Source organism: bacterium (genome assembly GCA_019637795.1).
GTDB lineage: Bacteria > Desulfobacterota > Binatia > HRBIN30 > CADEER01 > JAHBUY01.
In genome coordinates, this window is the sequence record JAHBUY010000008.1 from 233,946 (window position 1) to 256,110 (window position 22,165).

Genomic DNA, 22,165 nt, shown 5'->3' on the forward strand with positions numbered 1-22,165 from the left:
ACGCGTGAGCACCATGCGCCTGGCGGCGCTGGCGCTGGCCGGACTGCTCCTCGCGGCCCCGGCCGGTGCGCAGGAGTCGCTCGTCTGCGGCGTGCCGGTGTCGCGCGCGCTCGCCGCGGGTGCCACGCATCACTACACCCTGGCCCCACGGGTGGGGTCGGCGGTGGTGATCCAGGCGGCCGACGTCGGCACGACGCTCGGGCTGCTCCGCATCCGGGTGTCCGGGCCCGGCGGCACGCTCGCCGACACCTGCCAGGGGGTGGCCCAGTTCACCGCCGTGCCGGGCCCGCTCGACCTGCAGATCTCGCAGTGCGGCGGCAGCAACGACGGCCAGTACACGGTCTCGCTGAACGTCGTGTCGGACGATGGTGGCAACTGCGGCCGGCCGCTGCTCTGCGGCGCGACGCCCGACGGCATCGGCTTCGCGGTGCCCGGTGAAGCGGACTCGTTTCTCCTCTCGCTGCACGCCGGCGAGCGGGTGACGCTGCGCCTCAACTACACCGACGGGCTCGGCGCGCCGTTGCTGCGCCTCTTCGGACCGGACGGCGTCGAGCTCGCCCTCCAGGGCCCGTGCGCCGGCCAGGTGAGCATCGATCCCGACCGTGGCGACGGCCTCTACACCGCCCTGATCAGCGCCTGCGACCAGCCGGTCCGGCGCCCATACCGCATCGAATTCTCGGACGACGCCTGCCCGGAGGGTCCGGTCATCACCACCTTCCTGGTCGCCAACGCCGCCAACGATCCGCTCAAGCCGAGCGGCTTCGATGGCGCCGGCCGGCCGATCTTCAAACACCCGTACGGCCAGGGCTTCTCGCTGGTCCTGGAGGCGCGCGCCGGGGCCAATCGGCACAATCCCGGCGTCTATCCGGCGCCCTATTTTGCCGGCGGAACGCTGATGGACCCCGACATGCAGATGATCCAGTCGCGCCCGCTCGGCGACGGCAGCGCGGTGGTCTGCGACACCGCCCCGCCGCTCCTCGGCGGCGTGCCGGCGACCGTGCCGTTCCGCTTCGACGACTCCCCTATGGCGCGCGACACCATCCACGACATGGGCTGCCGCTTCGTCGACGGCGCCGGCCAGTTGGTCGCCCGGCAGAACTCGATCGAAGCCTGCACGCGCTCGGACCAGGCCTTCGGCTTCGGCTTCGTCGATCGCGGCTCGCGCATCCAGTTCTGCGGCCTCATCGCCACCGCCTGGAGCTTTCCCCCCGGCGACACCATCGTCGCGGCCCGCGTCAAGGACGGCGACGAGGGGGAATTCGGCCAGCCGCGCGAGATCGTCGTGCGCATCGGCGAGACGACGACCCCGAGCGTGACCGCGAGGCCGACCGCCACCGCGACCCCGACCCGCGCGACGCCGCCGACGGCCACCGCGACGCGGACGCCGCCGGCCACCGCGACCCGTACCGCGACGCCCAGCAGCCCGGGCTCGACGGCGACGCCCACCCCGACCGGCACGGGGTCGACGCCCACCGCCACCCGGACCCTGCCGCCCATGGCCTGCGCCGGCGACTGCAACGGCGATCGACGGGTCTCGATCGCCGACCTCACCCAGGTGCTGACGATCCTGATCCAGAGCGCGCCGCTCGCCGGTTGTCCCGCCGCCGACGCCGACGGCAACGGCGTGCTCACCATCAACGACGTCATCGCCGCCGTGAATGCCGCGCTCTATGGCTGCCCCTGACATTCGCGCCGCCGCGTAGTAACCGAAGAGGCGCATGGGCGCGCCTCCGTCCGCTCCGCCGGCGGTCGATTCGATCTGCCCGCACGCCCCCGCGTGCGCCGGCTGCGCCCTGATCGGCACCGCGTACACCCGCCAGTTGGCGCTCAAGCGCGCGCGGGTCGTCGCCGCGCTGGCGACCCATCCCCGGCTCGCCGCCGTCGCCGTCGGCGACATCGTCGGTTCGCCGCGCGTCTTCGGCTATCGCAACCAGGCGAAACTGGTGGCCCGCGCCGCCCGCCGCGGCCTGCTGCTCGGCGTCTACCGGCCCGGCACCCACCAGGTGGTCGACATCAGCCGCTGCCCGGTGCACGACCCGCGCATCACCCAGGTGCTGGCCGGCGTCCGCCAGGCGGTGGCGGCGACCGACCCGCCAATCTACGACGAGCGCAGCGGCAGCGGCTGGCTGCGCTACGTCGTCGTGCGCGCCTCGGCGTGGAAACACAGCGCGCAGGTGATCCTGGTGGTGCGCGACCGCAACTGGTCCGGCGAGGCGGCCCTGCTCGGCCGCCTGCGCCGCCTGCCGAGCGTGCGCAGCGTCGCGCTCAACCTCAACCGCTCGCAGGGCAACGTCATCTTCGGCGAGCGCTTCATCGCCGTCACCCGCGAGCAGTCGCTGCTCGAGCGGGTCGGTGGTCTCACCCTCAGCAGCCGCGCCGGCGCCTTCCTGCAGGCCAACATCGGCGTCGCCCGCAAGGTCTACGAGCGCGTCCTGACGCTCGCCGATCCGCAGCCCGACACCATCGCCGTCGACCTCTACTGCGGCGTCGGCGCGATCAGTTTCTGTCTCGCCACCCGCGCCCGCCAGGTGTTCGGCGTCGAGGAGTCCGCCAACGCCATCCTCGATGCCAAGCTCAACATCCGCCTCAACGGCTTCCACAACGTCCGCTTCTTCGCCGAGCCGGCGGCGGCCGGCATGACCCGTCTCACGGAGGCGCTGCCGGCGGTCGACCTGGTGACCCTCAACCCGCCGCGCAAGGGCGCTGACGAGCCCACCCGCGCCGCCATCGCCCGCGCCGCGCCGCCGCGCATCGTCTACGTCTCCTGCGATCCGAACACCCTGGCGCGCGATCTCGACTGGTTCGCGGGCCGCGGCTGGAGGACCGACCGCGTCGATCCCTTCGACATGCTGCCGCAGACCGACCACGTCGAATGCGTCGCGCTGCTGACGCGAACCGCGGCGTGACCGGCGACGCCAGAGGCCGGCGACCACTGAGCGATCACCTGGGCACGTCGCGCGTCAGGTCGGTGGCAGCACCACCGCGTCGTAGCGCTGGAACTCCATCGTCGTGCGCCGGCTGGTGATGCGCCAGCCCTCCGCCTGGCGCGCCAACTCGTCGAGGTAGCGGACGCCGACGATGAAGTCCTCGGCGTCGTCCTCGGTCTCCAGGCGGTGGTAGACGAGCGCGTAGGTCTCGCAGGAGGCGCGATCGCCCCGCACCTCGATCAGCGGATTGGTGAGGAAGTGCATGGTGGTGCGGTAGCGCGGCATGCGCTCGCGCAGCGCCGCCAGCACGACGTCGATGCCGCCGCTGCCGAGCGAGCCCTCGTACGCCGCGTCGGCGGCGAAGCACGACGCCACCTGCGCGAGATCGCGCCGATCGACGCCGCGCGCATAGCGCATGATCAGATCGTGGATCGCCGCCCGATCGATGAGCGCCCGCACCGCCTCCATGCCGTCGCTCTGCCAGCCGGGCAGGCGCTGCGTCAACTCTCCGCGCGGGCGGTGGCCGCGGCCGGCCGCGCGTCGTCTCCTCCGCGTTCTCCGTGGCCGTGGCGTTGCCGACGCCGTGGTCACCGCCGGCTCGTCGAGTGGCCGCCCCCGCTTGACTAGGTGGCCGCGCGCACGGAAGCTCACCGCCATGCGCTGTCGGGCCTGCGGCACGACGCTGCTTCCGGGGAAGTCCTTCTGCCACGCCTGCGGGGCGCGCGCGACGCAGGCGTGCGCCAACTGCGGCGCCGAGGTCGAGGCCGGCTTCCGGTTCTGTCCCGACTGCGGCCAACCGCTCGCCGCCGAGGGGCCGGCGGCGTCGGCGCCGGAACCGCCGGAGCCGCCGAGCAGCGTGCCCGAGTCGCTGGCGCAGAAGATCCGCGACGCGCAGGGCATTCCCGGCGAGCGCAAGCAGGTGACGGTGCTGTTCTGCGACCTCGCCGGCTCGACCGCCGTCGCCAGTGGCCTCGATCCCGAGGTCTACCGCGAGGTGCTCGAACAGTACGTCGCCCTCGCCATGCACGAGATCTACCGTCTCGAGGGCATCGTCACGCAGCTCTCGGGCGACGGCTTCATGGCCCTCTTCGGCGCCCCGGTGGCGCACGAGGACGCCCCTCAGCGCGCGGTCCTGGCGGCCCTCGCGATCCGCGACGCGCTGGCCCACTTCAACGAGCAGTTGCAGCGCGAGCGCGGCGTCGCGCTGCCGGCGCGCATCGGTCTGAACACCGGTCCGGTGGTCGTCGGCACGGTCGGCAACGACCTCAAGATGGACTACACGGCGATCGGCGATACCACCAATCTCGCCGCCCGTCTCGAGCAGTTGGCGCGCCCGGGCACCATCCTCATCAGCGAGGCGACGGCGCGCCTGGTGCGCGGCTTCGCGCGCCTGCGCCCGGTGGGGCGCCTCGAGGTGAAGGGCAAGCGCGAGCCGGTCCCCGCCTTCGAGGTGCTGGAGGCGCGCGAGCTGGCGAGCCCGATGTCGGTCGCCGCCGAGCGCGGCCTGACGCCCCTGGTCGGACGCGACGAGGAGCTGGCCCAGGTCGCGAGCTGCTTCCGCCGCCTCGGCGGGCACTACACCCAACTCGTCAGCTTGGTGGGCGCCGCCGGCAGCGGCAAGTCGCGCCTGATCTACGAGCTCAAGCAGCGGCTGCTCGAGGAGGACGAGGCGGTCACCTTCCTCGAGGCGCGCTGCGCGGCGCTGAGCCAGTCGATCCCGCTGGCGCCGTTCGTCGCCATGCTGCGCCAGTACTTCGACCTCTCGCCGAGCGACGACGAGGCGACCGCGTGCGGCAAGGTGGAGCGCCGGCTCGGCAAGGCGATGGCGCAGATCGACGACGCCTACCCGCTGCTCTGTCGCGTCCTCTCCGTGCCGGCGCCGGTGCCGGCCGAGCTGCCGCTCGAGCGGCTGAAGCGCGAGACCTTCGAGGCGATCGCCCGGTTGGTGCAGAGCGAGAGCCGGCGCGGGCCGGTGATCCTGATCCTCGAGGACCTGCACTGGATCGACGAGCCGTCGCAGGAGCTGCTGGAGATGGCGATCACCCGTCTCAGCCGCTCGCAGGCGATGATCCTGGTCAGCCATCGCCCCGAGTACCGGCCGCAGTGGCGCACCGAGGCGGCGCTCACCCAGATCTCCCTGCGGCCGCTGCTCGACGGCGACGTGCGGCGGATCACCCGCGCGTTGGCCGGCGGGGCGCTGCCCGACGAGCTCGAGGCGCGCATCCTGGCCAAGGCGGAAGGCAGCCCGTTCTTCGCCGAGGAGATCACCCGGTCGCTGTCGGAAGAGGGGTTCCTGGAGCGCGCGGGCGGCGCCGTGCGCCTCACCCGGCCGGTGGACGAGATCCTGATCCCGGGCAGCGTGCGCGAGGTGATCGCCGCGCGGCTCGATCGCCTGCCGGCCGCGGCCAAGCGCGTCGCCCAGATCGCCGCCGTGCTCGGCCGCCAGTTTCAGCGCCAGCAGCTCGCGCACCTGCTCGCCGACGAGCAGGTCGACGTCGAGGGAGCGCTCGAGGAGCTGCTGCGCCGCGGCGTCATGCACCGCAAGAGCCTGTTCTCCGATGACGAGTACCGCTTCGGCGAGAGCCTGACCCAGGAGGTGGCCTACGACTCGCTGCTGCACCGGCAACGCCGCCAGCTCCACGGCCGGGTGGCGACGCTGCTCGAGTCGGGCGCCGGCGACGCGGCGCTGGCGCGGCCAGCCCTGCTGGCGCACCACTTCGCGCGCAGCGACGACCGCGCCCGCGCCGTCGAGACCCTGCTGCGCGCCGCCGCCGAGGCCGAGCAGCTCCCGAGCTACCGCACCGCCAGCGATCTCTTCCGCCAGGCCTGGGAGATCGGCGAGGCGCTGCTCGCCGATGCCCCGGCCGACGGGCGCGTCCAGCGCTGGGTGATGGAGGCGACGGTCGGCTTCACCCGGGTCACGGTGTTGTACGGCAGCTCCGCCGATCCGCAGGCCGAACGGGCGGCGCTGCGCGGTCGCGAGCTGGCGCAGGCGCTCGGCGCCAAGGAGGCCGCCAGCCTGCTGCGCACCATGCACGGCATGCTGCTGACCGTCGACCCCGAGCGCTTCGCCGAGGGCGTGGCGATCACCGAGGCGGCGGTCGCCGAGGCGCGGCAGTCCGACGACATCATCCAGGCGCTCAGCGCCTCGCGCGCCGTCGCCTGGCACTACCTGCTCGACGGCCGCTTCGACGCCGCCCGCACGACCATCGAATGGGTGGAGCGCGGCCTGCAGGAACGCGCCGAGCTCCCCGGAGCCCCCGACATGTACCTGGCGGCGCGCCTGATGCACGACGGCATCCTGCAGGCGAGCGACGAGCTCGAGCTCGCCTTTCACCGCGCCGGCGAGACCCTCGCCATGGCCGACCGCGCCGGCAGCCACACCGTGCGCGCCGGCAGCAGCGTGCTGCTTGCGCAACTGCATCTGCAGCGCGCCGAGCACGAGGAGGCCCGCCGCTGGGCGGCGCGCGGTCTCGAAACCGCCGAGCAGATCGGCAACTTCGCCGGTCTGCAGCGCGCCCGCGCCCTGCTGCTCGCGGCGCGCGTCGCGCTCGGCGAGGCGGTCACCGTCGGCGCCGTCGGCGACCTGCTCGAAGAGGGGATCGAGCGCGGCGGCAACGCCATCGTGTCCATCCAGCCGATCGTCGATGCCTTCCTGGCGCTGGGCGAGATCGGTCGCGCCGAGCGCGTCGCCCGCCTGGCCCTGGAGCGCGCCGCCGGCCGCTATCGTCAGATCCTCGCCGGCGCCGCGCTCGCCGACGTGCTGGTTCGCCTCGGCCCCTCCGCCTGGGCCGAGGCCGAGCGCCTGGTCGAGCGCACCATGGGCGTTGCCGAGGCCGTCGGCGCCCGTGGCATCCAGGCGCAACTCTCGGTCGCCGCCGCCCGCCTGGCGCTCGACCGCGACCTGGCGCGCGACGCCCAGCAGGCCCTCGAGCGAGCGCGGTCACTCTGCGCCGCGATCGGTCTCTCGCGCTTCGCCGGCGCCATCCCGATGCTGCAGGCGCAGGCCGCATCGGGGAGTCGCGCCACCGCCTGAGCGGCGAAGAGCAGGGGGGCGGGCCGCGCTCCTGCGCGCGGTCCTGCACTGTGCGCGCCCGTTGCCGGGTCAGGAGGCCGCAGCGGCGCGCACGGCCGAGACGACCTCCTCGATCTGCGCCTCGCCGAGGAACGGCGACATCGGCAGCGAGAGCACCTCGGCGGCGGCGCGCTCGGCGGCGGGGAAGGAGCCGGCCGGGTGGCCGAGCCGCCGGTAGCCCTCCTGGAGGTGCAGGGGACGGGGGTAGTGGATGCCGGTGCCGACTCCCCGGGCGGTGAGCGCCTGCTGGAGCGCATCGCGATCGCGGCTGCGGATGGCGTACTGGTGGTAGACGTGCTCGACGCCGGGGCGCTCGCCCGGGAGGACGATGGGCAGGCCGGCGAGCCCGGACGCGTAGCGGGCGGCGACGCCGCGGCGGGCGCGGTTCCAGTCGTCGAGGTGGCGCAGCTTGACGCGCAGCACGGCGGCCTGGATGGCGTCGAGGCGCGAGTTGCGGCCATCGGGGATGGCGTGCACGTACTTGCTGCTCTCGCCGTGGGTGGCGATCAGGCGGACGCGCTCGGCGAGATCGGCGCGCATCGTGGTGACGGCGCCGGCGTCGCCCATCGCCCCCAGGTTCTTGGTCGGATAGAAGCTGAAGCAGCCGACGTCGCCGATGGTGCCGACGCGGCGGCGGGCGCCGGCGACCGTGCACCAGGCCCCGTGCGCCTGGGCGGCGTCCTCGATCAGCGCCGCGCCGTGACGGCGCGCGAGGGGCAGCAGGCGTTCCATGTCGGCCGGCTGACCGTAGAGGTGGACGGCGATGATCGCCTTCACCGGGCGTTGCGCGAGTTGCGACGCGGCGGCGTCAACGTCCAGGGTGTAGTCGTCGCCGATGTCGACGAAGAGCGGGGTCGCGCCGCAGCGGACGATCGCCTCGACCGTGGCCGCGAAGGTGAACGGCACCGTCAGCACGGCGTCGCCGCGGCCGACGCCGAGCGCCTGCAGCGCCAGCTCCAGCGCGTCGGAGCCGTTGGCGACGCCGACGCAGTGCGCGGCGCCGAGATAGGCGGCGAGCTCGGCCTCGAAGCCGCGCACCTCGTCGCCGCCGACGAAGGCGGTGCGGTCGATGACCCGCGCCAGCGCGGCGTCGATGGCGGGGCGGAGGCTGCGGTACTCGGCGGCGAGATCGAGCAGGGGGACGGGCACGGGACGGCGTGCGCCGGTCAGCCCATGGGCCGGAGCGTCAGTGGCGCCCCTGGCGCCGCGGCGCGCGGGCTGACCGGCTCACTTCCTCACTTCTTGACCGCCGGGTGGTACAGCACCAGCATCGTGTAGGTGAGCGCTGGGCGGTCGTCCTGTCCGACCACGTGCACGGCGATCTCCTGCGTCACCTGCGTGCCCTTGGGCTTGGCCTCGACGGCGACCAGGCGGGCACGGGCGTGGATCTTGGACCCGGCGGGCACCGGGCTGACGAAGCGCAGCTTGTCGGAGCCGTAATTGGTGGCGTTGCCGTAGCCGACGATGCGGTGGTCGGACGCCGCGCGCAGCGTCGGCAGCAGGCTGAGGGTCAGAAAGCCGTGCGCGATCGTGGTCTTGAACGGGCTTTCCTTCTTGCAGCGCTCGACGTCGACGTGAATCCACTGATGGTCGCCGGTGAGGTCGGCGAACTTGTTGATCATGTCCTGGGTGACCTCGACCTCGTTGCCCCAGGGTCCGAAGGTGTCGCTGACCTTGGCGCGCAGCGCGTCGATGTCGTCGAAGCGGATGTCCTGCATGAGTCCTCCTGGATCGGGCGTGATGGGGGAACCCTGGCCGTGTAGTACGCGCGCCGCGGGCGTTTCAACACGGGCGCCGGCGGTCCGGTCAACGGCGCGGGGCGTGGGTCGCCGCGAAGGCCGGCGAGTATTCCCGCAGCGCGTCGTAGAGCGGGGCGAGCGCGATCTGGCCCGGGGCGGTGGGGGCGCCGGCGAAGCTGTAGGTGAGCAGCGAGTCGAGCAGGGGGAAGAAGACGCGGCTGGCGGCGCCCTCGGCGCCCATGCCGATGACGATGCGCGGCGGCCCCGGGGCGCGCAGCAGGTCGACCAGGCGGGCGAGATCGCGCGGGCCGCCGACCGCGGCGGCGATCTTGACCACGTCGCCGCGGCCGGCGCCGGCGGCGAGCAGCTCGCGGAGCACGGCGTCCGGCGGCGCCGCGTCGAAGCAGTGGGCGGAGACGATGGCGAGCCGCTGGTGGCGCCGCGCCAGGGCGACGATCTCGTCGCACAGCGGCGCGCGCAACTCGATGTCGAGTCCGTCGGCGCGGCCGACCAGCGCCTCGTAGAGGGCGCGGCGCTGCGCGTCGGTCAGCGCGCTGCCGCCGCCCTCGGCGCGCCAGCGCACGGTGGCCAGCAGCGGCTTGCCGAGCCGGCGCAGCGCGTCGCAGGTGTCGCGCGCGGCGGCGACGTCGAGGGCGTGGCACTGGTCGACGCGCAGCTCGATCGCGTCGGCGAGCGCCGCCCAGCCGGTGTCGGCGAGGTCGCGGTCGGTGACCGCCGCGATGATGCGCGGCATGGTGCCGAGCTCGAGATCGCCGAGGCGCAGCATGGCGGTAGGGAAGCACGCGCCGGCGGGGCGCGCCAGCCGATCAGCGCCACTCGACGCGGCCGGCGAGGGTTCGTCGCACGCCGACCTCGCGCAGCCGGGCCGGTGGCACGGTCGCCGGATCCTCGCTCAGGATCACGGCGTCGGCGCGGGCGCCGGGGCGGAGGACGCCGATCTCGCCGCCCATGCCGAGGGTCGCGGCGCCGCCACGGGTGTACAGGCGCAGCGCCTCGGCGGCGGTGATGGCCTGCTCGCGGCCGAGCGTGGCGCCGTCGGCGGTGCAGCGGCGGACGGCGGTGTCGATGGCGGCGATGACGTCGAAGGTGAAGACCGGGGCGTCCGAGCTGGCGGCCAGGGTGAGGCCGGCGTCCAGCATGCGGCGGTGCGCCTGGTAGGCGAGGGCGGGGGGGATGCCGGTCTGCCGCAGCAGCGGACCGGTGTCGTAGAGCTGCACCGGCTGCACGACGACGTGGACGCCGAGGTCGACGGCGCGCCGCAGCGCCTCCTCCTCGAGGAAGAAGAAATGGTCGATGCGCGGCGGCAGGGCGGCACCGCGATAGACGGCGGCCAGGGCGGCGAGCGCCTGGCGGATGGCGACGTTGCCGCCGGCGTGGATGCCGACCGAGAAGCCGCGCGCGCAGGCCGCGCGGATGACCGCCTCCAGCGCCTCGTCCTCGTAGTACAGCAGGCCGGTGTGCAGGCGGCGGTCGGTTCCCCAGCGCGCCGGCTGTTGCAGCGCCAGCCGCCACGGCGCCAGGGAGCGGTGGCGGAGCGTCCGCAGCAGCATGGCGGCGAACTGGCGGATGGCGTCGTGCAGGGTGATGCACAGCGCGCACTTGGTGCCGCCGTCGGTGAACAGTTTGAGCGGCCCGAGCGCGAGCCGGCCGTCGGCCCAGCCGGTGGCGGCGCCGTCGAGGCGGTCCGCCGGCACCGCGAACATGTTCTCGCCCAGCGGCATCATGGTCACCCCGACGTGCAGCTCGCCGCGCCGCTGCCACTCGCGGTAGAGCGCCTCCATCGACGCCGGCACCGCGGCGTCGCAGACGTGGGTGATGCCGGCGGCGAGGACGCGCTCCTGGTAGGCGTTCTCGATCGCGAACCAGCCCTCGCGGCTGGCGGCGAGCCGGCCGTGGCGCGCCACCGCCTCGGCGGCGCCGAAGCAGCGCTCGTAGACCCGGCCGTCAGGGGCGCCGCCCGCGGCGCGGCCGAGCATCCCGCCGGGCGGATCGTCGCGCAGCGCGTCGAGCCCGGCGGCGCGCAGCCCGAGCGAGTTGAGGACGCCCTCGTGGTAGGTGAAGTGGATGAGCAGCACCGGGTGGCTGGGCGCGACGCGGTCGAGGTCGTGGCGATCCGGCGTCCGCCGCTCTGCCAGGTTGTGCTCGTTGAAGCCGACCAGGACGATCCACTCGCCCTCCGGCGTCTGCGCCGCCGCCTGCGCCACCAGTGCCAGCACGTCCGCCAGCGTGCGGCAGGGCGGGCAGCGGATCTCCGGGAAGGCGGCGTAGGTGGCGGCGAAGCAGAAGTGGTGGTGGGCGTCGATGAAGCCCGGGTAGACGACGGCGCCGGCCAAGTCGCGCTCCTCGGCGTTCGGCGTCGCGCCGCGCACCGCGTCCAGGGTTCCCACCGCGGTCACCCGCCCGCCGGCGAAGCCGACCGCCGGGGCGACCGCGGCGGCGTCGTCCATGGTGTGGATCGCCGCGTTGTGCAGGATCAGGCGGTCGAATGCGTGGAGCGCCATCGCGCGCCGAATAGCAGAGACGCGCCTCCACGGAGAATCGGCTCGTGGCAGCGACGCGGCGCCCGAGCGCGCTCCGCCGCTTCGTTCTCGGTCGAGGATCGTGTGGGGCTGGAGCCCGCGCGGCGTTCCCGATAGGCTCCGCGCCCGTGACGCCGAGGGTGCGGTTCTGGGTGGGGTTGCTGGCGCTGGCCGCCGGCGCGGCGGCGATTCGCATCGTCGGCCTGCGCGACCTGCCGCCCGGACTGTTCTGCGACGAGGCGGGGCTGGGGTTCAACGCCTGGTCGCTGCTGCACACCGGCAGGGACGAGACCGGGGCCGCGTGGCCGCTCTACGTCTGGTCGTTCGGCGTCAGCTACAAGAACCCCGTCTTCATCTATTCGGCGATGCTGCCGGTGGGGCTGTTCGGGCTGAGCGAATTCAGCATCCGCCTCACCTCGGCGCTGTTCGGGGTGGCGACCGTGATCGGCGTCGGCCTGCTCGGGCGCATCGTCTTCGGCGCGCTGGGCGGGCTGCTCGCCGCCCTGCTGCTCGCCGTGGTGCCGTGGCACGTCCACTTCAGCCGCATCGCCTTCGAGCTCATCACCTTCCCGGCGATCTTCGTCTTCGCCTTCGCGGCGCTCGCCGCCGGGGTGCGCGGCCGGCCGCGCTGGTTGCTGCTGGCCGGACCGCTGTTCGCGCTCTGCTTCTACACCTACGGGCCGGCGAAGCTGTTCGTGCCGATGTTCCTGCTCGGCGCGCTGCTGCTCTATGCGCGCCGCCTCTGGGCAGTGCGCGGCACCGTCATCATGGCGGCGGTGCTGACGCTGCTGACCGCCATGCCCGTGCTGGTGTTCGACCTGTCGCACCGCGACCGCTCGGGACAGTACTTCAGCCGCACCACGACGCTGAATCCGAGCCAGACGGTGGAGCAGAACGCGCGGCGGGTCCTCGACCAGTACGAGCGCTTCTTCTCGCGCGGCTTCCTGTTCGAGAGCGGCGATCCGCTGACCCGGCATGCGGTGCCGGGCTTCGGCGAGCTCTACTGGACGTTCCTGCCGCTGCTCGGGCTCGGCATCCTCTGGTGCCTGTGGCCGGGCCGGCCGGAGGGCAAGCTCTTCCTGTGGTGGCTGGCCCTCTACGCGGTGGCGCCGGCGCTGATGAACGAGGCGCCGAGCGCGTCGCGCGGATTCATCGGCGTCGGCGCCTTCGTGATGATCGCGGCGGCCGGCGCGACGCTGGTGCTCGACGCGCTGCGCCGGATCCCCTGGCGCGCGGCGGCGGGCGCCGCCCAGGCCGCGGCGCTGCTGGCGCTGGTCGCCGGCCTGGCGGTCGAGGGCCGACGCTACTGGACCGCCTACACCACCAGCTATCCGGCGCAGGCGGCCGACGACTTCCAGTACGGCTACCGCGAAGCGATCGACTTCATGGAGGCGCGGCGCGATCAGTACGACACGCTGCTGCTCACCGCCGTGCGCGTGAACATGCCGCAGATCTTCGCCGCCTTCTACAACACCGAGCGGCCGGGCGGCCCGGCGACGGCGCGCGACTACGGCTACCTGATCCTCGATCCGGCGGAGTACGATCGCTACGACCTGCGGAAGCCGATCCTGGCGGCGCTGCGCGAGGACGACCTCCGCCTGTTCGACGACTACAGCGAGCTGCACCGGGTGCGGCAGCCGAACGGCCGCACCGAGTACGTGATCGCCGAGGTGCGCGGGCGCAAGCGCTTCATCCGCGACTGGCTGCTGCTCGGTCCGTTCGACAACCGCGGCGACGCCGGCGTGCAGCGTCCCTACATCACGCCCGCCGACGTGCAGCCGCGCGCCGTCGAGGGCGCCTGGGGACCGGTGTACTGGCGGCGGGTGCTGCCGCAGTTCGTGCGCGTCGACCTCAACGCCGGCTTCCGCCGCGCCGCCGACGTCGCCGGCAAGCCGCTCGAGTGGATGTGCGGCTACGCGACCACCCAGGTGCAGGTGCCGAGCGCCCGCCACGCGGTGCTCGAGATCGGCGCCGCCAATCAGCCGGTGCAGGCGTGGCTGAACGGCAACCCCATCACCGAGCGCATGGTGCCGGTGCCGCCGGCGCCGCAGCGCTGGCCGATCCAGTTGCACGAAGGGGCCAACCAACTGCTGCTCAAGGTGTGCAAGCAGAACGGCGACTGGTTCTTCACCGCTCGCATCACCGACAACCAGGGGCGCGACCTGCCCGACGTGACGGTCGTCGCGGCGATGCCGGAGCCGGCGGCCGCCGGCGCGCCCGAGGTGCCGACCCAGCAGGTCGACGGCTTCGCCGCCGCGGTGCGGGCGAGCCGCTTCTCGGAGCTCTACAGCGACTACCGCGGCAACGCGCCCGCCTGGTGGGAGGCGCTGGAGGACGGCGGCGGCGAGGTGGTGTGGACCACCGACCCGGTGCCGGCCAAAGCGCCCACCGTGTTCGATTTCACCGCCGCGCTGAGCGAGCAGCCCGGCACCGCCGAGCTGTGGGTGAACGGCCACTATGCGCTCAGCTTCCCCACCCAGCGCTTCCCGACCCCGCAGCGCTGGACGCGCGGCCCGTACGTGCTCGAGTTCCTGCCCAAGGAGCAGGGCAACTACCTCTCCGGCGCCTGGCGGCTGCTGGTGCCGGCGGCGGATGTCGCCGCCGGGCAACCGGTGGAGCTGCGCGTCGCCCATCGCGACGGCGCGCCGTTCGCCTTCTTCCAGATCAAGGGGCGCGACGACACGGCGCAGACCGAGCAGCTCACGCTGGAGAGCGCCGCCGCGCTCGCTGCGCCCGCCGCGCCGCCGGCCGCCGCGCCGCCCGCCGCCGCGGCGCCGGCGCCCGGCGCCTGACGCTATGCGCGACGCCCTGGCGATGTGGCGCAACACGCGCCTCGTCGTCCTGACGGCGATGAGCGCCTCGCTCTACGCGGCGTTGCTGATCCCGTTCAAGGTGCTGCCGCTGATCCCCGGCGTCACCGAGCTGCGGCCGGCGAACGCGATGCCGGTGGTGTGCTCGCTGCTCTTCGGCCCCGCCGGCGCCTGGGGCGCGGCGCTGGGCAACCTGATCGGCGATTTCTTCGGCGGCATCGGGCCGGGCGATCTGTTCGGCTTCGCCGGCAACTTTCTCTACGGGCTGATTCCGTACCATGCCTGGCGGGCGCTGAGCGACGGCGACCCGGTGCCGCGGACGCTGCCGCAGTGGCTCGCCTTCACCGCCGTCGTGGCGCTGGCGGCCGGCGCCTGCGCCCTGGTCATCGGCTGGGGCCTCAACCTGCTCGGCTTCGTGCCCTTCGCGATCCTCGGCAACGTCATCTTCGTCAACAACTTCGCCATGGCGGCCGTGCTGGCGCCGCTGCTGCTGCGCGCCATCTATCCCCGGGTGCGCGCCGCCGGGCTGCGGGCCGACGACCTGACGCCGCCGGCGCCGCGGTCGCGCCGCGTCCGGCGGCTCGGCCTGGCGCTGCTGGCGCTCGGCGTCGTCGGCGGCTTCGTCGTCGGCAACGCGATCTCGGCCGGCCGCTGGGAGATCGCGGCGCTGGCGACCGATCCGCCGGGAACCCGCGCGGCGCAGGTCGGGGTCGGGGTCGCGCCGTGCATCGCCCTGGTGCTGATCGGGCTGGTGCTGCTGTGAGCGCGGCGACGGGCGGGGCGCGGCGATGAGCGACACCGTCGTCGCGCTGCAGGACGTCGGCTTCACCTACCGCGGCGCGGTCGAGCCGGGCGTGCGCGACGTCGCGCTGTCGATCCGGCGCGGCGAGCTGGTGGTGGTGATGGGGGCGACCGGCGCCGGCAAGACGACGCTCGCCCGGTGCATCAACCGCAGCGTGCCGCAGTTCCACCCCGGCGCCCTCAGGGGACGGATCGAGGTGCTGGGGCGCGACGTCTCCACGGCCACGGTCTCCGATCTCGCCGGCACGGTCGGGTTGGTATCGCAGGACTTCGAGGCGCAGCTCTTCTCCACCACCGTGCGCCACGAGGTCGCCTTCGGCATGGAGCAGCTCGGCGTGCCGCGCCCGGACATGGCGCGGCGGCTGGCGGAGGCGTTGCGCGTCGTCGGGCTCGACGGTTTCGACGCCCGCGATCCGATCACGCTCTCCGGGGGGGAGAAGCAGCGCCTGGCGATCGCGGCCCTGCTGGCGCTCGAACCGGCGGTGCTGGTCCTCGACGAGCCGACCACCGACCTCGACCCGCTCGGCAAGGCGGACGTGTTCGCCGCCCTGGCGGCACTGCGGCGGCGCGGCGCCACGATTCTGCTGATCGAGCACGAGACGGCGGCGGCCGAGGGCGCCGATCGCCTGGTGCTGATGGCCGGCGGGCGCATCGTCGCCGACGGGCCGCCGGCGCCGTTGCTGGCGGACATCGAGCGGCTGGAGGCGCTGGGCGTGCGGCCGCTCGATCTCGACCGCGCGACGCGCGCGTTCGGGTGGGCGACGCGACCGGCGGACGTCGCCGGCGCCGCGGCGCGCCTGCGCGCGACCGCGCGGGCGGCCCCGTCTCCGCCCGCCCGCGGGGCGCCGCTGCTGGAAGCGGAGGGGATCGTCCACACCTATGCCACGGGGCGCCCGGCGTTGGCGGGCGTGTCGATCGCGATCGCCGCCGGCGAGTTCGTGGCGCTGATCGGTCAGAACGGATCGGGCAAGACCACCCTGGCGAAGTGTCTCAACGGACTGATCACGCCGCAGCAGGGGCAGGTGCGGGTGCGCGGCGTCGAGCTGGGCGCGCTGCCGGTGGCGCAGGTGGCGGCGGCGGTGGGCTACGTGTTCCAGAATCCGGACCAGCAGATCTTCGCCGCCAGCGTCGCCGAGGAGGTCGGCTTCGCGTTGGCCAATGTCGGCGTGCCGGCGGCCGACGCCGCGCGTCGGGTGCGCGACGTTCTCGCGGCCGTCGGGCTCGCCGGTTGCGAGGCGCGCGATCCGTTCCTGCTCGGCAAGGGGCAGCGGCAGCGCCTGGCCGTGGCATCGCTGCTGGTGCTGGAGCCCGCGGTGCTCATTCTCGACGAGCCCACCACCGGGCTCGACTACCCGGAGCAGCGCCGTCTGATGGCGCTGCTCGCCGACCTGCGCCGGCGCGGGGTGACGATCGTGGTCATCACCCACAGCCCGTGGGTGGTCGCGGAATACGCCGAGCGCGGCGTCGTCCTGCGCGACGGCCGCGTCGCCTTCGACGGACCCCTGCGCGCGCTCTTCGCCGACGAGGCGCTGCTCGCCGCGAGCCACTTCCGGGTTCCCGACGCGACGCGGATCGGCCGCCGCCTCGGCTTCACCCCGCTGTCGGTCGAGGAGCTGGTGCGCGGCGTGGAGCGCGCCGGCGGCGCGCCGCCCGTGGCGGCAGGACGCTGACGCGTCGCGAGGCGCATGTCCCTCTTCCTCGACCGCGACACCTGGGTGCACCGCCTCCATCCGTCGGTGCGCCTGCTCGCCATGATCACGGTGTTCATCGCCGCCTTCGTGGTCGAGCGCGCGCTCTGGCAACTGCCGCTGCTGCTGCCGCTGCTGGGGTTGCTGTGGTGGACGGAGGCCTGGCGCAACGTCTGGCGGCTGCGCGTCCTCTTCGTCCTGGTCTTCGTCATGACCCTGGCCATCTGGACGGTGTTCTACGGGCCCGACGGCCGGCCGCCGCTGCTCGCCTGGGGGCCGTTGCACGTGAGCCAGACCGCGCCGTGGTTCGGGCTCGGGATGGCGGTGAAGCTCGAGCTCTTCCTCGGCGCCGGCATCCTCTTCCTCTCGACGACGCGGATCGAGGACTTCGCCTACGCGCTCACCCGGCTCGGCATGCCGTACACGGTCGGCTTCACCATGACGATGGCCTTCCGCCTGGTGCCGGTGTTCGTCGATGCGGCCACCACGGTGGTGCAGGCGCAGCGCGGGCGCGGCCTCGACTTCGCGCGCGGCGGGCTCTGGCAGCGCGTTCGCCGCTACGTGCCGGTGATCGTGCCGGTCTTCATGGGGGCGCTGCGGCGCGCCGACCAGATGGCGATGGCGCTCGACGGCCGCGGCTTCCAGCGCGCCGCGACGCGCACCGCGCTCGACCAGCACCCGGTGCGCCCGGGTGACGTGATCGCTGGGCTGCTGCTGGTCACCCTGGCGGCGGCCTACGTCGGGCTCGCCGCCGCCGGCTACCTGCGCCTGACCTGACGGCTCAGGAGGGGCGCTCGACGAGCTGATCGACGAGCGCCAGCAGGTAGTCGCGATGCGGCGAGTCGGGCAGGACGAGCAATGCCTCGCGCGCCGCGGCGGCGTGGCTGGCGGCGATCGCGTAGCCGCGGCCGATCGCGTCGGAGCGGCGCAGGCGGCCGAGCACCGCGCTCACCTCGCCCTCCGAGAGGTCGGCACGGGCGAAGAGTCGACGCAGCTCGTCGTCCTGTTCCAGCGCCAGGACTATGGGCAGCGAGGGATTGCCCTCGCGCACGTCGAGGCCGACCGGTTTGCCGAGCATCGCCTCCTGGGCGGTGACGTCGAGCAGATCGTCCACCATCTGGAACGTGAGGCCGACGTGGCGGCCACAGCGCGCCATCGCGTCGACCACCGCGGCGCCGCCGCCGGCCAGGCGGGCCGCGGTCCGGGCGCCGACCTCGAACAGCGAGGCGGTCTTGCGGCTGATGATCTCCAGATAGTCGTCGTACCGCACCGCCGGGTTGCGGCGGAAGCGGCCCTGCATGATCTCGCCCTCGGTCAGCGCGACGCAGGCCTCGGCGGCCCAGGTGATGAGCTCGGCGTCGAAGCGGCCGCAGATCTGGAAGGCGCGGCTGAAGAGGAAGTCGCCGGTGACCAGGGTCTCGGCGGTGCCGAACTTGCGGCGCGCCGAGTCGCGGCCGCGGCGCGTCTGGTTGCCGTCGATGATGTCGTCGTGCAGCAGGCTGGCGGAGTGGATGAGCTCGAGCGCGACCGCGACGTCCACCGCATCGGCGATCGTGCGGCCGCCGCAGGCGCGGAAGACGAGCAGCGTGACCGAGGGCCGCACGCGCTTGCCGCCGCTGCCGATGAGATAGGTGGCGATCTCGGTGAGCAGCGGCTCGCGCGCCCCGAGGAGCGCGCTCAGGCGCGTCTCGACCAGCCGCAGCTCGTCGCCGACGAGCGCCGCCACGGTGGGCAGCGCGGCAGCCGTGGCCGGCCCGGGCGTCACGCGGACACTCCGCGCTGCAGGCGCTGCGTCATACGCCCGCGGATCATGTCAGGTTGCGATGGGGTGTCAAGGTAAGGGCAGGCGACGGACGGGCCGCCGCGCGGCGCGCCGCCGCGGCGCGGCCCGCGTTGCGTTGCCATGGGGCAGTCGATAGGGTCGGCGAGTGGCTGACGCGCTGACGCCGACCGAGATCCGACGCCTCGGCACGCACGCGGTACGCGTCGTGTGGGCCGACGGCCACGTGAGCGAGCTGCGCAACGATCATCTGCGCGCGCACTGTCCGTGCGCCGGCTGCCGCAATCAGCCGCGGCGCAGCCTGCCGGTGCTGAACGCCGGGGGCGAGGCGATCTATCCGCTGCAGATCGGGCTCGTCGGCCGCTACGCGATCAGCGTCGAGTGGAGCGACGGCCACGACACCGGCATCTACAGCTACCAGACGCTGCGCGCGCTGTGCGCCTGCGACGCCTGCGCGGCAGCGGCGCGGGCCGCCTCATGACCACCCTCGACGACGTGCGCGAGCGGCTGGCGGAGATCCGGCCGCACGGCCTGCCGCGCGACATCGTCTCCGGCGGCCTGGTGCGCGAAGTGACGCTGCGCGACGGCCACGTCGTCGTGCAGATGCAGCCCGGCCCCCTGCCGGCGCCGATCCTCGACGCGACGGTCGCCGACATTCGCCGCGCCGTCGGCGCGCTGCCGGGGGTGCGCGACGTCGACGTGCAGCTCCTGCGCCCGGCGGAGCAGGCGATGGCGGCGATCCCGGGCGTCGCCGACATCATCGCGGTGAGCAGCACCAAGGGCGGCGTCGGCAAGTCGACGGTGGCGATCAATCTCGCCTGCGCCCTGGAGCGCCGCGGGCAACGGGTCGGCGTGCTCGACGCCGACGTCTACGGGCCCAGCCTGCCGACCATGCTCGGCATCGCCGAGCGCCCGCAGGTGATCGGCCAGAGCACCGTCGTGCCGCTGGAGCGGTTCGGCCTGCGGGTGATGTCGATGGGCTTCTTTCTCGACGACACCTCGCCGGTGATCTGGCGCGGCCCGTTGGTGACCGGCCTCATCCGCCAGTTCCTGAAGGACGTGCGCTGGGGCGAGCTCGATGTGCTGGTCGTGGACATGCCGCCCGGCACCGGCGACGTGGCGCTGACCCTGGCGCAGCAGGTGCCGCTCGCCGGCGCGGTGGTGGTGACGACGCCGCAGCCGGTGTCGTTGATCGACGTCGAGCGCGGCATCGCGATGTTCCACCAGGTGAACACGCCGGTTCTCGGCCTGGTCGAGAACATGAGCGGGTATCGCTGCCCGCGATGCGGCACCGAGGACGATCTCTTCGGCGCCGGCGGGGCGGCCGAGCTGGCGCAGCACTTCGGCATCCCGATCCTCGGCCGCATTCCGATCGAACCGGCGGTGCGGGTGGCGGGTGACGCCGGCACGCCGATCGTCGTCGCCCAACCCGAGCACCCGATCAGCCAGCAGTACCTGGCGATCGCCGACCGGGTTCGGGACGGCATCGACGCCGAGCGCGCGCCGGCGCCGCGGATCGTCGGCTAGCAGCCCCTTGAAAGACAGGTCGGCCACTGCGGGCGGGTCTTGTGCGCCAGCTCTTCGTTGCCGAGTCCTCGACGCAACCGACCGGTGTGCCTCCGGTTCGACGCCTCGATCCGGCGCCCAATCCCTCGCCCTCGCTACGCCGCCTGCCTTTCGACGGACTGCTGGCCAGCGATGGATGCGTATTTCCACCCCCAACCCCCGCGATGCGCACGGATCCCCGCCCCTTGCGAGGGCGCTCGCGCCGGGACGGGGAGGGGCGCCGGGTTCGTCGCGGCGGCTGGGGGTGGGGGCCGCGGGCAACGACGACGCCGCTCGCGGCGCGCCGCATCGACTGAATTGCCCGCTCCGAGCGCCTTCGTTATAGAGCGCCGGATTCACTCGCCATGTCGCGCGCGCTCTTCGCTCTCCTCAACCTCGTGCTGATCTTCGGCGCGGCGTTCACCGGCATGCACTTCTACTGGAAGGCCCATCCCGACAGCTCGGCGGTGCGCGGCTCGCCGCTGCTCAGCAGCCGCGTGCGGGCGTGGTACTTCAGCAACCTCGATCCGATCGAAGCCTGGTTCGTGCGGGCCGGGGTCTCGCCGATGGCGATCACCTACGCGCAGGTCGTCGTCAGCCTGGCGGTGGCGGTCGCCTACGCCGTGGGGCTCATCTTCAGCGCCGGCTTCCTGGTGCTGTTCGCGGGGACGCTCGACATCCTCGACGGCAAGGTGGCGCGGCGCAGCAACGACGCCAGCCCGCGCGGCGCGTTCCTCGATTCGGTGATGGACCGCTACGCCGAGTTCCTCGGCTACGCCGGCCTGATGGTCTTCTTCGCCGGCGGCTGGCGGGTGTGGATGGTGCTGCTGGCGATCCTCGGCGGCATGATGGTCAGCTACGCGCGGGCGCGCGCCGAAGGCCTCGGCGTGCGCTGCGAGGTCGGCATGCTGCAGCGCCCGGAGCGCTTCGTGCTGCTCGGCTTCGGCTCGATCTTCAGCTCGCTGGCCGGGCACCTGCTCGGCGGCCCGCATCTGCTGCTGACGGCGACGATCGTCGTGCTCGCGGTGCTGTCCAACGTGACCGCGGTGCAGCGCGTCGTCCACGTCAGCCGGCAGTTGGGGGCGCAGGGTGGCTGAGCTGCGCGGAAAGGGGTGGCGGGTGCTCGGGTACTTCATCTGGATGCTCGGCGCCGGCGTCGTCCTCGACAGCGACGCCGTGCGGGCGGGCGGCCTGCTCCTGGCGGTGGGGGCCTCGCTCTTCGCCCTCGGCGCCGCGCAGTCGCTGCGCGGCGGGAGCGCGCCGTGAACGGTCGCTGGCTGCGCATCGCGATCAGCGTCGGCCTGTCGGCGCTCTTCCTCTGGCTGGCCGTGCGCGGCGTGCACTGGGGCGAGGCGGCGGCGGCGCTGCGCGGCGCCAACTACTTCTGGGTGGTGCTGATGCTGCCGGTGACGGTGTGGACGCTGGTGATCCGCGCCCAGCGCTGGCGGGTGTTCCTGCACGCCGTCGGCGTGCCGCCGCTGCGGCCATTGGTCTCGGCCACCAACATCGGCTTCATGGCCAACATGATCCTGCCGCTGCGCATCGGCGAGGTCGTCCGCCCGGTGCTGCTGTCGCGCCGCGCCCAGCTTCCGCTCAGCGGCGTGCTGGCGAGCGTGCTGCTCGAGCGCATCTTCGACATGTTCACGATCCTCTTCCTGTTCGGCGTCTCCGTGAGCCTGGTCACGGTGTCCGAACAGGTGCGGCAGTGGGGCTGGATGCTGACCGTGCTGGCGGTCGCGGTGGCGGCGGTGATCGTCCTCATCCGCCTGCAGGAGCGGCTGGCGCTGCGCATCGCCCGCCGGCTCGCCGATCTGCTGCCGGTCAACGTCGGCGGGCCGGCGTACGGCTTCGCCCAGGGCTTCGTGCGCGCCCTGGAGATGCTCGACAGTCCGCTCGCCTACGTGCGCGCCTTCGCCTGGTCGCTCTACCTGTGGATCGCCATCTCGCTGGTCTACGTGTTCGGGTTCTGGGCCTTCCACATGGACGTCCCCGAGCTGCGCGGCGCCCTGGTGCTGACCACCCTGGTGGCGATCGCCGTGTCGGTGCCGTCGGCGCCGGGCTTCATCGGCTCGTTCCAGCTCGGCTGCGTGCTGGCGCTGCGCATCTTCGGCATCGACGACAGCTCGGCGCTGGCCTTCTCCCTGATCGTCCACCTGAGTCAGTTTGTCGGCGTGATCGGGGCCGGGCTATATTCGCTCTGGGTCGAGAACATCAGCCTGCGCGAGGTCGAGGCGGTGCAGCCGGAGTCATGAACGGACGC

18 protein-coding genes are annotated in these 22,165 nt (G+C 73.4%); 12 read left to right on the forward strand and 6 right to left on the reverse strand.

Going from position 1 to position 22,165, the window contains the following annotated elements:
* Positions 1-4: 4 nt before the first annotated feature.
* Positions 5-1,684: a dockerin type I repeat-containing protein gene (locus tag KF840_24540; GenBank protein ID MBX3028068.1), complete on the forward strand. Its 1,680-nt coding sequence runs from the start codon at positions 5-7 to the stop codon at positions 1,682-1,684.
* Between the two features lie 34 nt (positions 1,685-1,718).
* A complete protein-coding gene (rlmD, locus tag KF840_24545) occupies positions 1,719-2,906 on the forward strand; it encodes a 23S rRNA (uracil(1939)-C(5))-methyltransferase RlmD (GenBank protein MBX3028069.1) in 1,188 nt (395 codons plus the stop codon).
* 54 nt (positions 2,907-2,960) lie between these two features.
* On the opposite strand, the gene KF840_24550 is transcribed toward rlmD, so the two are convergent.
* Positions 2,961-3,431, reverse strand: coding sequence for a nuclear transport factor 2 family protein (locus KF840_24550; GenBank protein MBX3028070.1), 471 nt, complete (start codon positions 3,429-3,431; stop codon positions 2,961-2,963).
* Between the two features lie 151 nt (positions 3,432-3,582).
* Between KF840_24550 and KF840_24555 the strand changes: the two genes are divergently transcribed.
* Positions 3,583-6,963 (forward strand): AAA family ATPase, encoded by a 3,381-nt coding sequence (locus KF840_24555; GenBank protein ID MBX3028071.1) that lies wholly within the window; start codon positions 3,583-3,585, stop codon positions 6,961-6,963.
* Between the two features lie 69 nt (positions 6,964-7,032).
* On the opposite strand, the gene KF840_24560 is transcribed toward KF840_24555, so the two are convergent.
* The 4 genes from KF840_24560 to KF840_24575 all read right to left on the reverse strand — a co-directional run bounded on the left by KF840_24560 (position 7,033) and on the right by KF840_24575 (position 11,263).
* Positions 7,033-8,151: a DegT/DnrJ/EryC1/StrS family aminotransferase gene (locus tag KF840_24560; protein ID MBX3028072.1), complete on the reverse strand. Its 1,119-nt coding sequence runs from the start codon at positions 8,149-8,151 to the stop codon at positions 7,033-7,035.
* 86 nt (positions 8,152-8,237) lie between these two features.
* On the reverse strand, positions 8,238-8,720 hold the full coding sequence (locus tag KF840_24565; protein ID MBX3028073.1) for a MaoC family dehydratase: 483 nt from the start codon (positions 8,718-8,720) through the stop codon (positions 8,238-8,240).
* An 88-nt stretch (positions 8,721-8,808) separates the two neighbouring features.
* On the reverse strand, positions 8,809-9,528 hold the full coding sequence (locus tag KF840_24570; protein ID MBX3028074.1) for a type I 3-dehydroquinate dehydratase: 720 nt from the start codon (positions 9,526-9,528) through the stop codon (positions 8,809-8,811).
* Between the two features lie 40 nt (positions 9,529-9,568).
* A complete protein-coding gene (locus tag KF840_24575; protein MBX3028075.1) occupies positions 9,569-11,263 on the reverse strand; it encodes an amidohydrolase in 1,695 nt (564 codons plus the stop codon).
* Positions 11,264-11,409: 146 nt separating this feature from the next.
* Here KF840_24575 and KF840_24580 point away from each other — a divergent pair, with 146 nt between their 5' ends.
* Genes KF840_24580 through KF840_24595 form a run of 4 tightly spaced genes read left to right on the forward strand, consistent with a single transcriptional unit; the run spans position 11,410 to position 17,357 of the window.
* Positions 11,410-14,073, forward strand: coding sequence for a glycosyltransferase family 39 protein (locus KF840_24580; protein ID MBX3028076.1), 2,664 nt, complete (start codon positions 11,410-11,412; stop codon positions 14,071-14,073).
* Positions 14,074-14,095: 22 nt separating this feature from the next.
* Positions 14,096-14,854, forward strand: a complete 759-nt coding sequence (locus tag KF840_24585; protein MBX3028077.1) for a QueT transporter family protein — start codon at positions 14,096-14,098, stop codon at positions 14,852-14,854.
* 25 nt (positions 14,855-14,879) lie between these two features.
* Positions 14,880-16,562, forward strand: a complete 1,683-nt coding sequence (locus KF840_24590) for an energy-coupling factor ABC transporter ATP-binding protein (protein MBX3028078.1) — start codon at positions 14,880-14,882, stop codon at positions 16,560-16,562.
* Positions 16,563-16,577: 15 nt separating this feature from the next.
* Complete coding sequence (locus KF840_24595; GenBank protein ID MBX3028079.1) at positions 16,578-17,357, forward strand: energy-coupling factor transporter transmembrane protein EcfT; 780 nt, start codon at positions 16,578-16,580, stop codon at positions 17,355-17,357.
* A 4-nt stretch (positions 17,358-17,361) separates the two neighbouring features.
* On the opposite strand, the gene KF840_24600 is transcribed toward KF840_24595, so the two are convergent.
* Positions 17,362-18,345 (reverse strand): polyprenyl synthetase family protein, encoded by a 984-nt coding sequence (locus tag KF840_24600; GenBank protein MBX3028080.1) that lies wholly within the window; start codon positions 18,343-18,345, stop codon positions 17,362-17,364.
* Positions 18,346-18,508: 163 nt separating this feature from the next.
* On the opposite strand from KF840_24600, the gene KF840_24605 reads away from it, so the two are divergent.
* From KF840_24605 to KF840_24625, 5 genes are all read left to right on the forward strand, one after another.
* Positions 18,509-18,841 (forward strand): DUF971 domain-containing protein, encoded by a 333-nt coding sequence (locus KF840_24605; protein MBX3028081.1) that lies wholly within the window; start codon positions 18,509-18,511, stop codon positions 18,839-18,841.
* Positions 18,838-19,887: an Mrp/NBP35 family ATP-binding protein gene (locus KF840_24610; protein MBX3028082.1), complete on the forward strand. Its 1,050-nt coding sequence runs from the start codon at positions 18,838-18,840 to the stop codon at positions 19,885-19,887. The genes KF840_24605 and KF840_24610 overlap by 4 nt, the downstream gene beginning before the upstream one ends.
* A 383-nt stretch (positions 19,888-20,270) precedes the next feature.
* On the forward strand, positions 20,271-21,002 hold the full coding sequence (locus KF840_24615) for a CDP-alcohol phosphatidyltransferase family protein (GenBank protein ID MBX3028083.1): 732 nt from the start codon (positions 20,271-20,273) through the stop codon (positions 21,000-21,002).
* Positions 20,995-21,171, forward strand: coding sequence for a hypothetical protein (locus tag KF840_24620; protein MBX3028084.1), 177 nt, complete (start codon positions 20,995-20,997; stop codon positions 21,169-21,171). Before KF840_24615 ends, KF840_24620 begins: the two co-directional genes overlap by 8 nt.
* Positions 21,168-22,157 carry a flippase-like domain-containing protein gene (locus KF840_24625; protein MBX3028085.1) on the forward strand — a complete coding sequence of 330 codons (990 nt, stop codon included), beginning with the start codon at positions 21,168-21,170 and terminating at the stop codon, positions 22,155-22,157. The genes KF840_24620 and KF840_24625 overlap by 4 nt, the downstream gene beginning before the upstream one ends.
* Positions 22,158-22,165: the final 8 nt, after the last annotated feature.

What these genes read in the sequence shown, in the direction of transcription:
- rlmD (MBX3028069.1), top strand. Translation starts at nt 1,719, where the DNA reads ATGGGCGCGCCTCCGTCCGCTCCGCCGGCGGTCGATTCGATCTGCCCG.
- KF840_24555 (MBX3028071.1), top strand. Translation starts at nt 3,583, where the DNA reads ATGCGCTGTCGGGCCTGCGGCACGACGCTGCTTCCGGGGAAGTCCTTC.
- KF840_24565 (MBX3028073.1), bottom strand. Translation starts at nt 8,720, where the DNA reads ATGCAGGACATCCGCTTCGACGACATCGACGCGCTGCGCGCCAAGGTC.
- KF840_24570 (MBX3028074.1), bottom strand. Translation starts at nt 9,528, where the DNA reads ATGCTGCGCCTCGGCGATCTCGAGCTCGGCACCATGCCGCGCATCATC.
- KF840_24575 (MBX3028075.1), bottom strand. Translation starts at nt 11,263, where the DNA reads ATGGCGCTCCACGCATTCGACCGCCTGATCCTGCACAACGCGGCGATC.
- KF840_24585 (MBX3028077.1), top strand. Translation starts at nt 14,096, where the DNA reads ATGTGGCGCAACACGCGCCTCGTCGTCCTGACGGCGATGAGCGCCTCG.
- KF840_24590 (MBX3028078.1), top strand. Translation starts at nt 14,880, where the DNA reads ATGAGCGACACCGTCGTCGCGCTGCAGGACGTCGGCTTCACCTACCGC.
- KF840_24595 (MBX3028079.1), top strand. Translation starts at nt 16,578, where the DNA reads ATGTCCCTCTTCCTCGACCGCGACACCTGGGTGCACCGCCTCCATCCG.
- KF840_24610 (MBX3028082.1), top strand. Translation starts at nt 18,838, where the DNA reads ATGACCACCCTCGACGACGTGCGCGAGCGGCTGGCGGAGATCCGGCCG.
- KF840_24615 (MBX3028083.1), top strand. Translation starts at nt 20,271, where the DNA reads ATGTCGCGCGCGCTCTTCGCTCTCCTCAACCTCGTGCTGATCTTCGGC.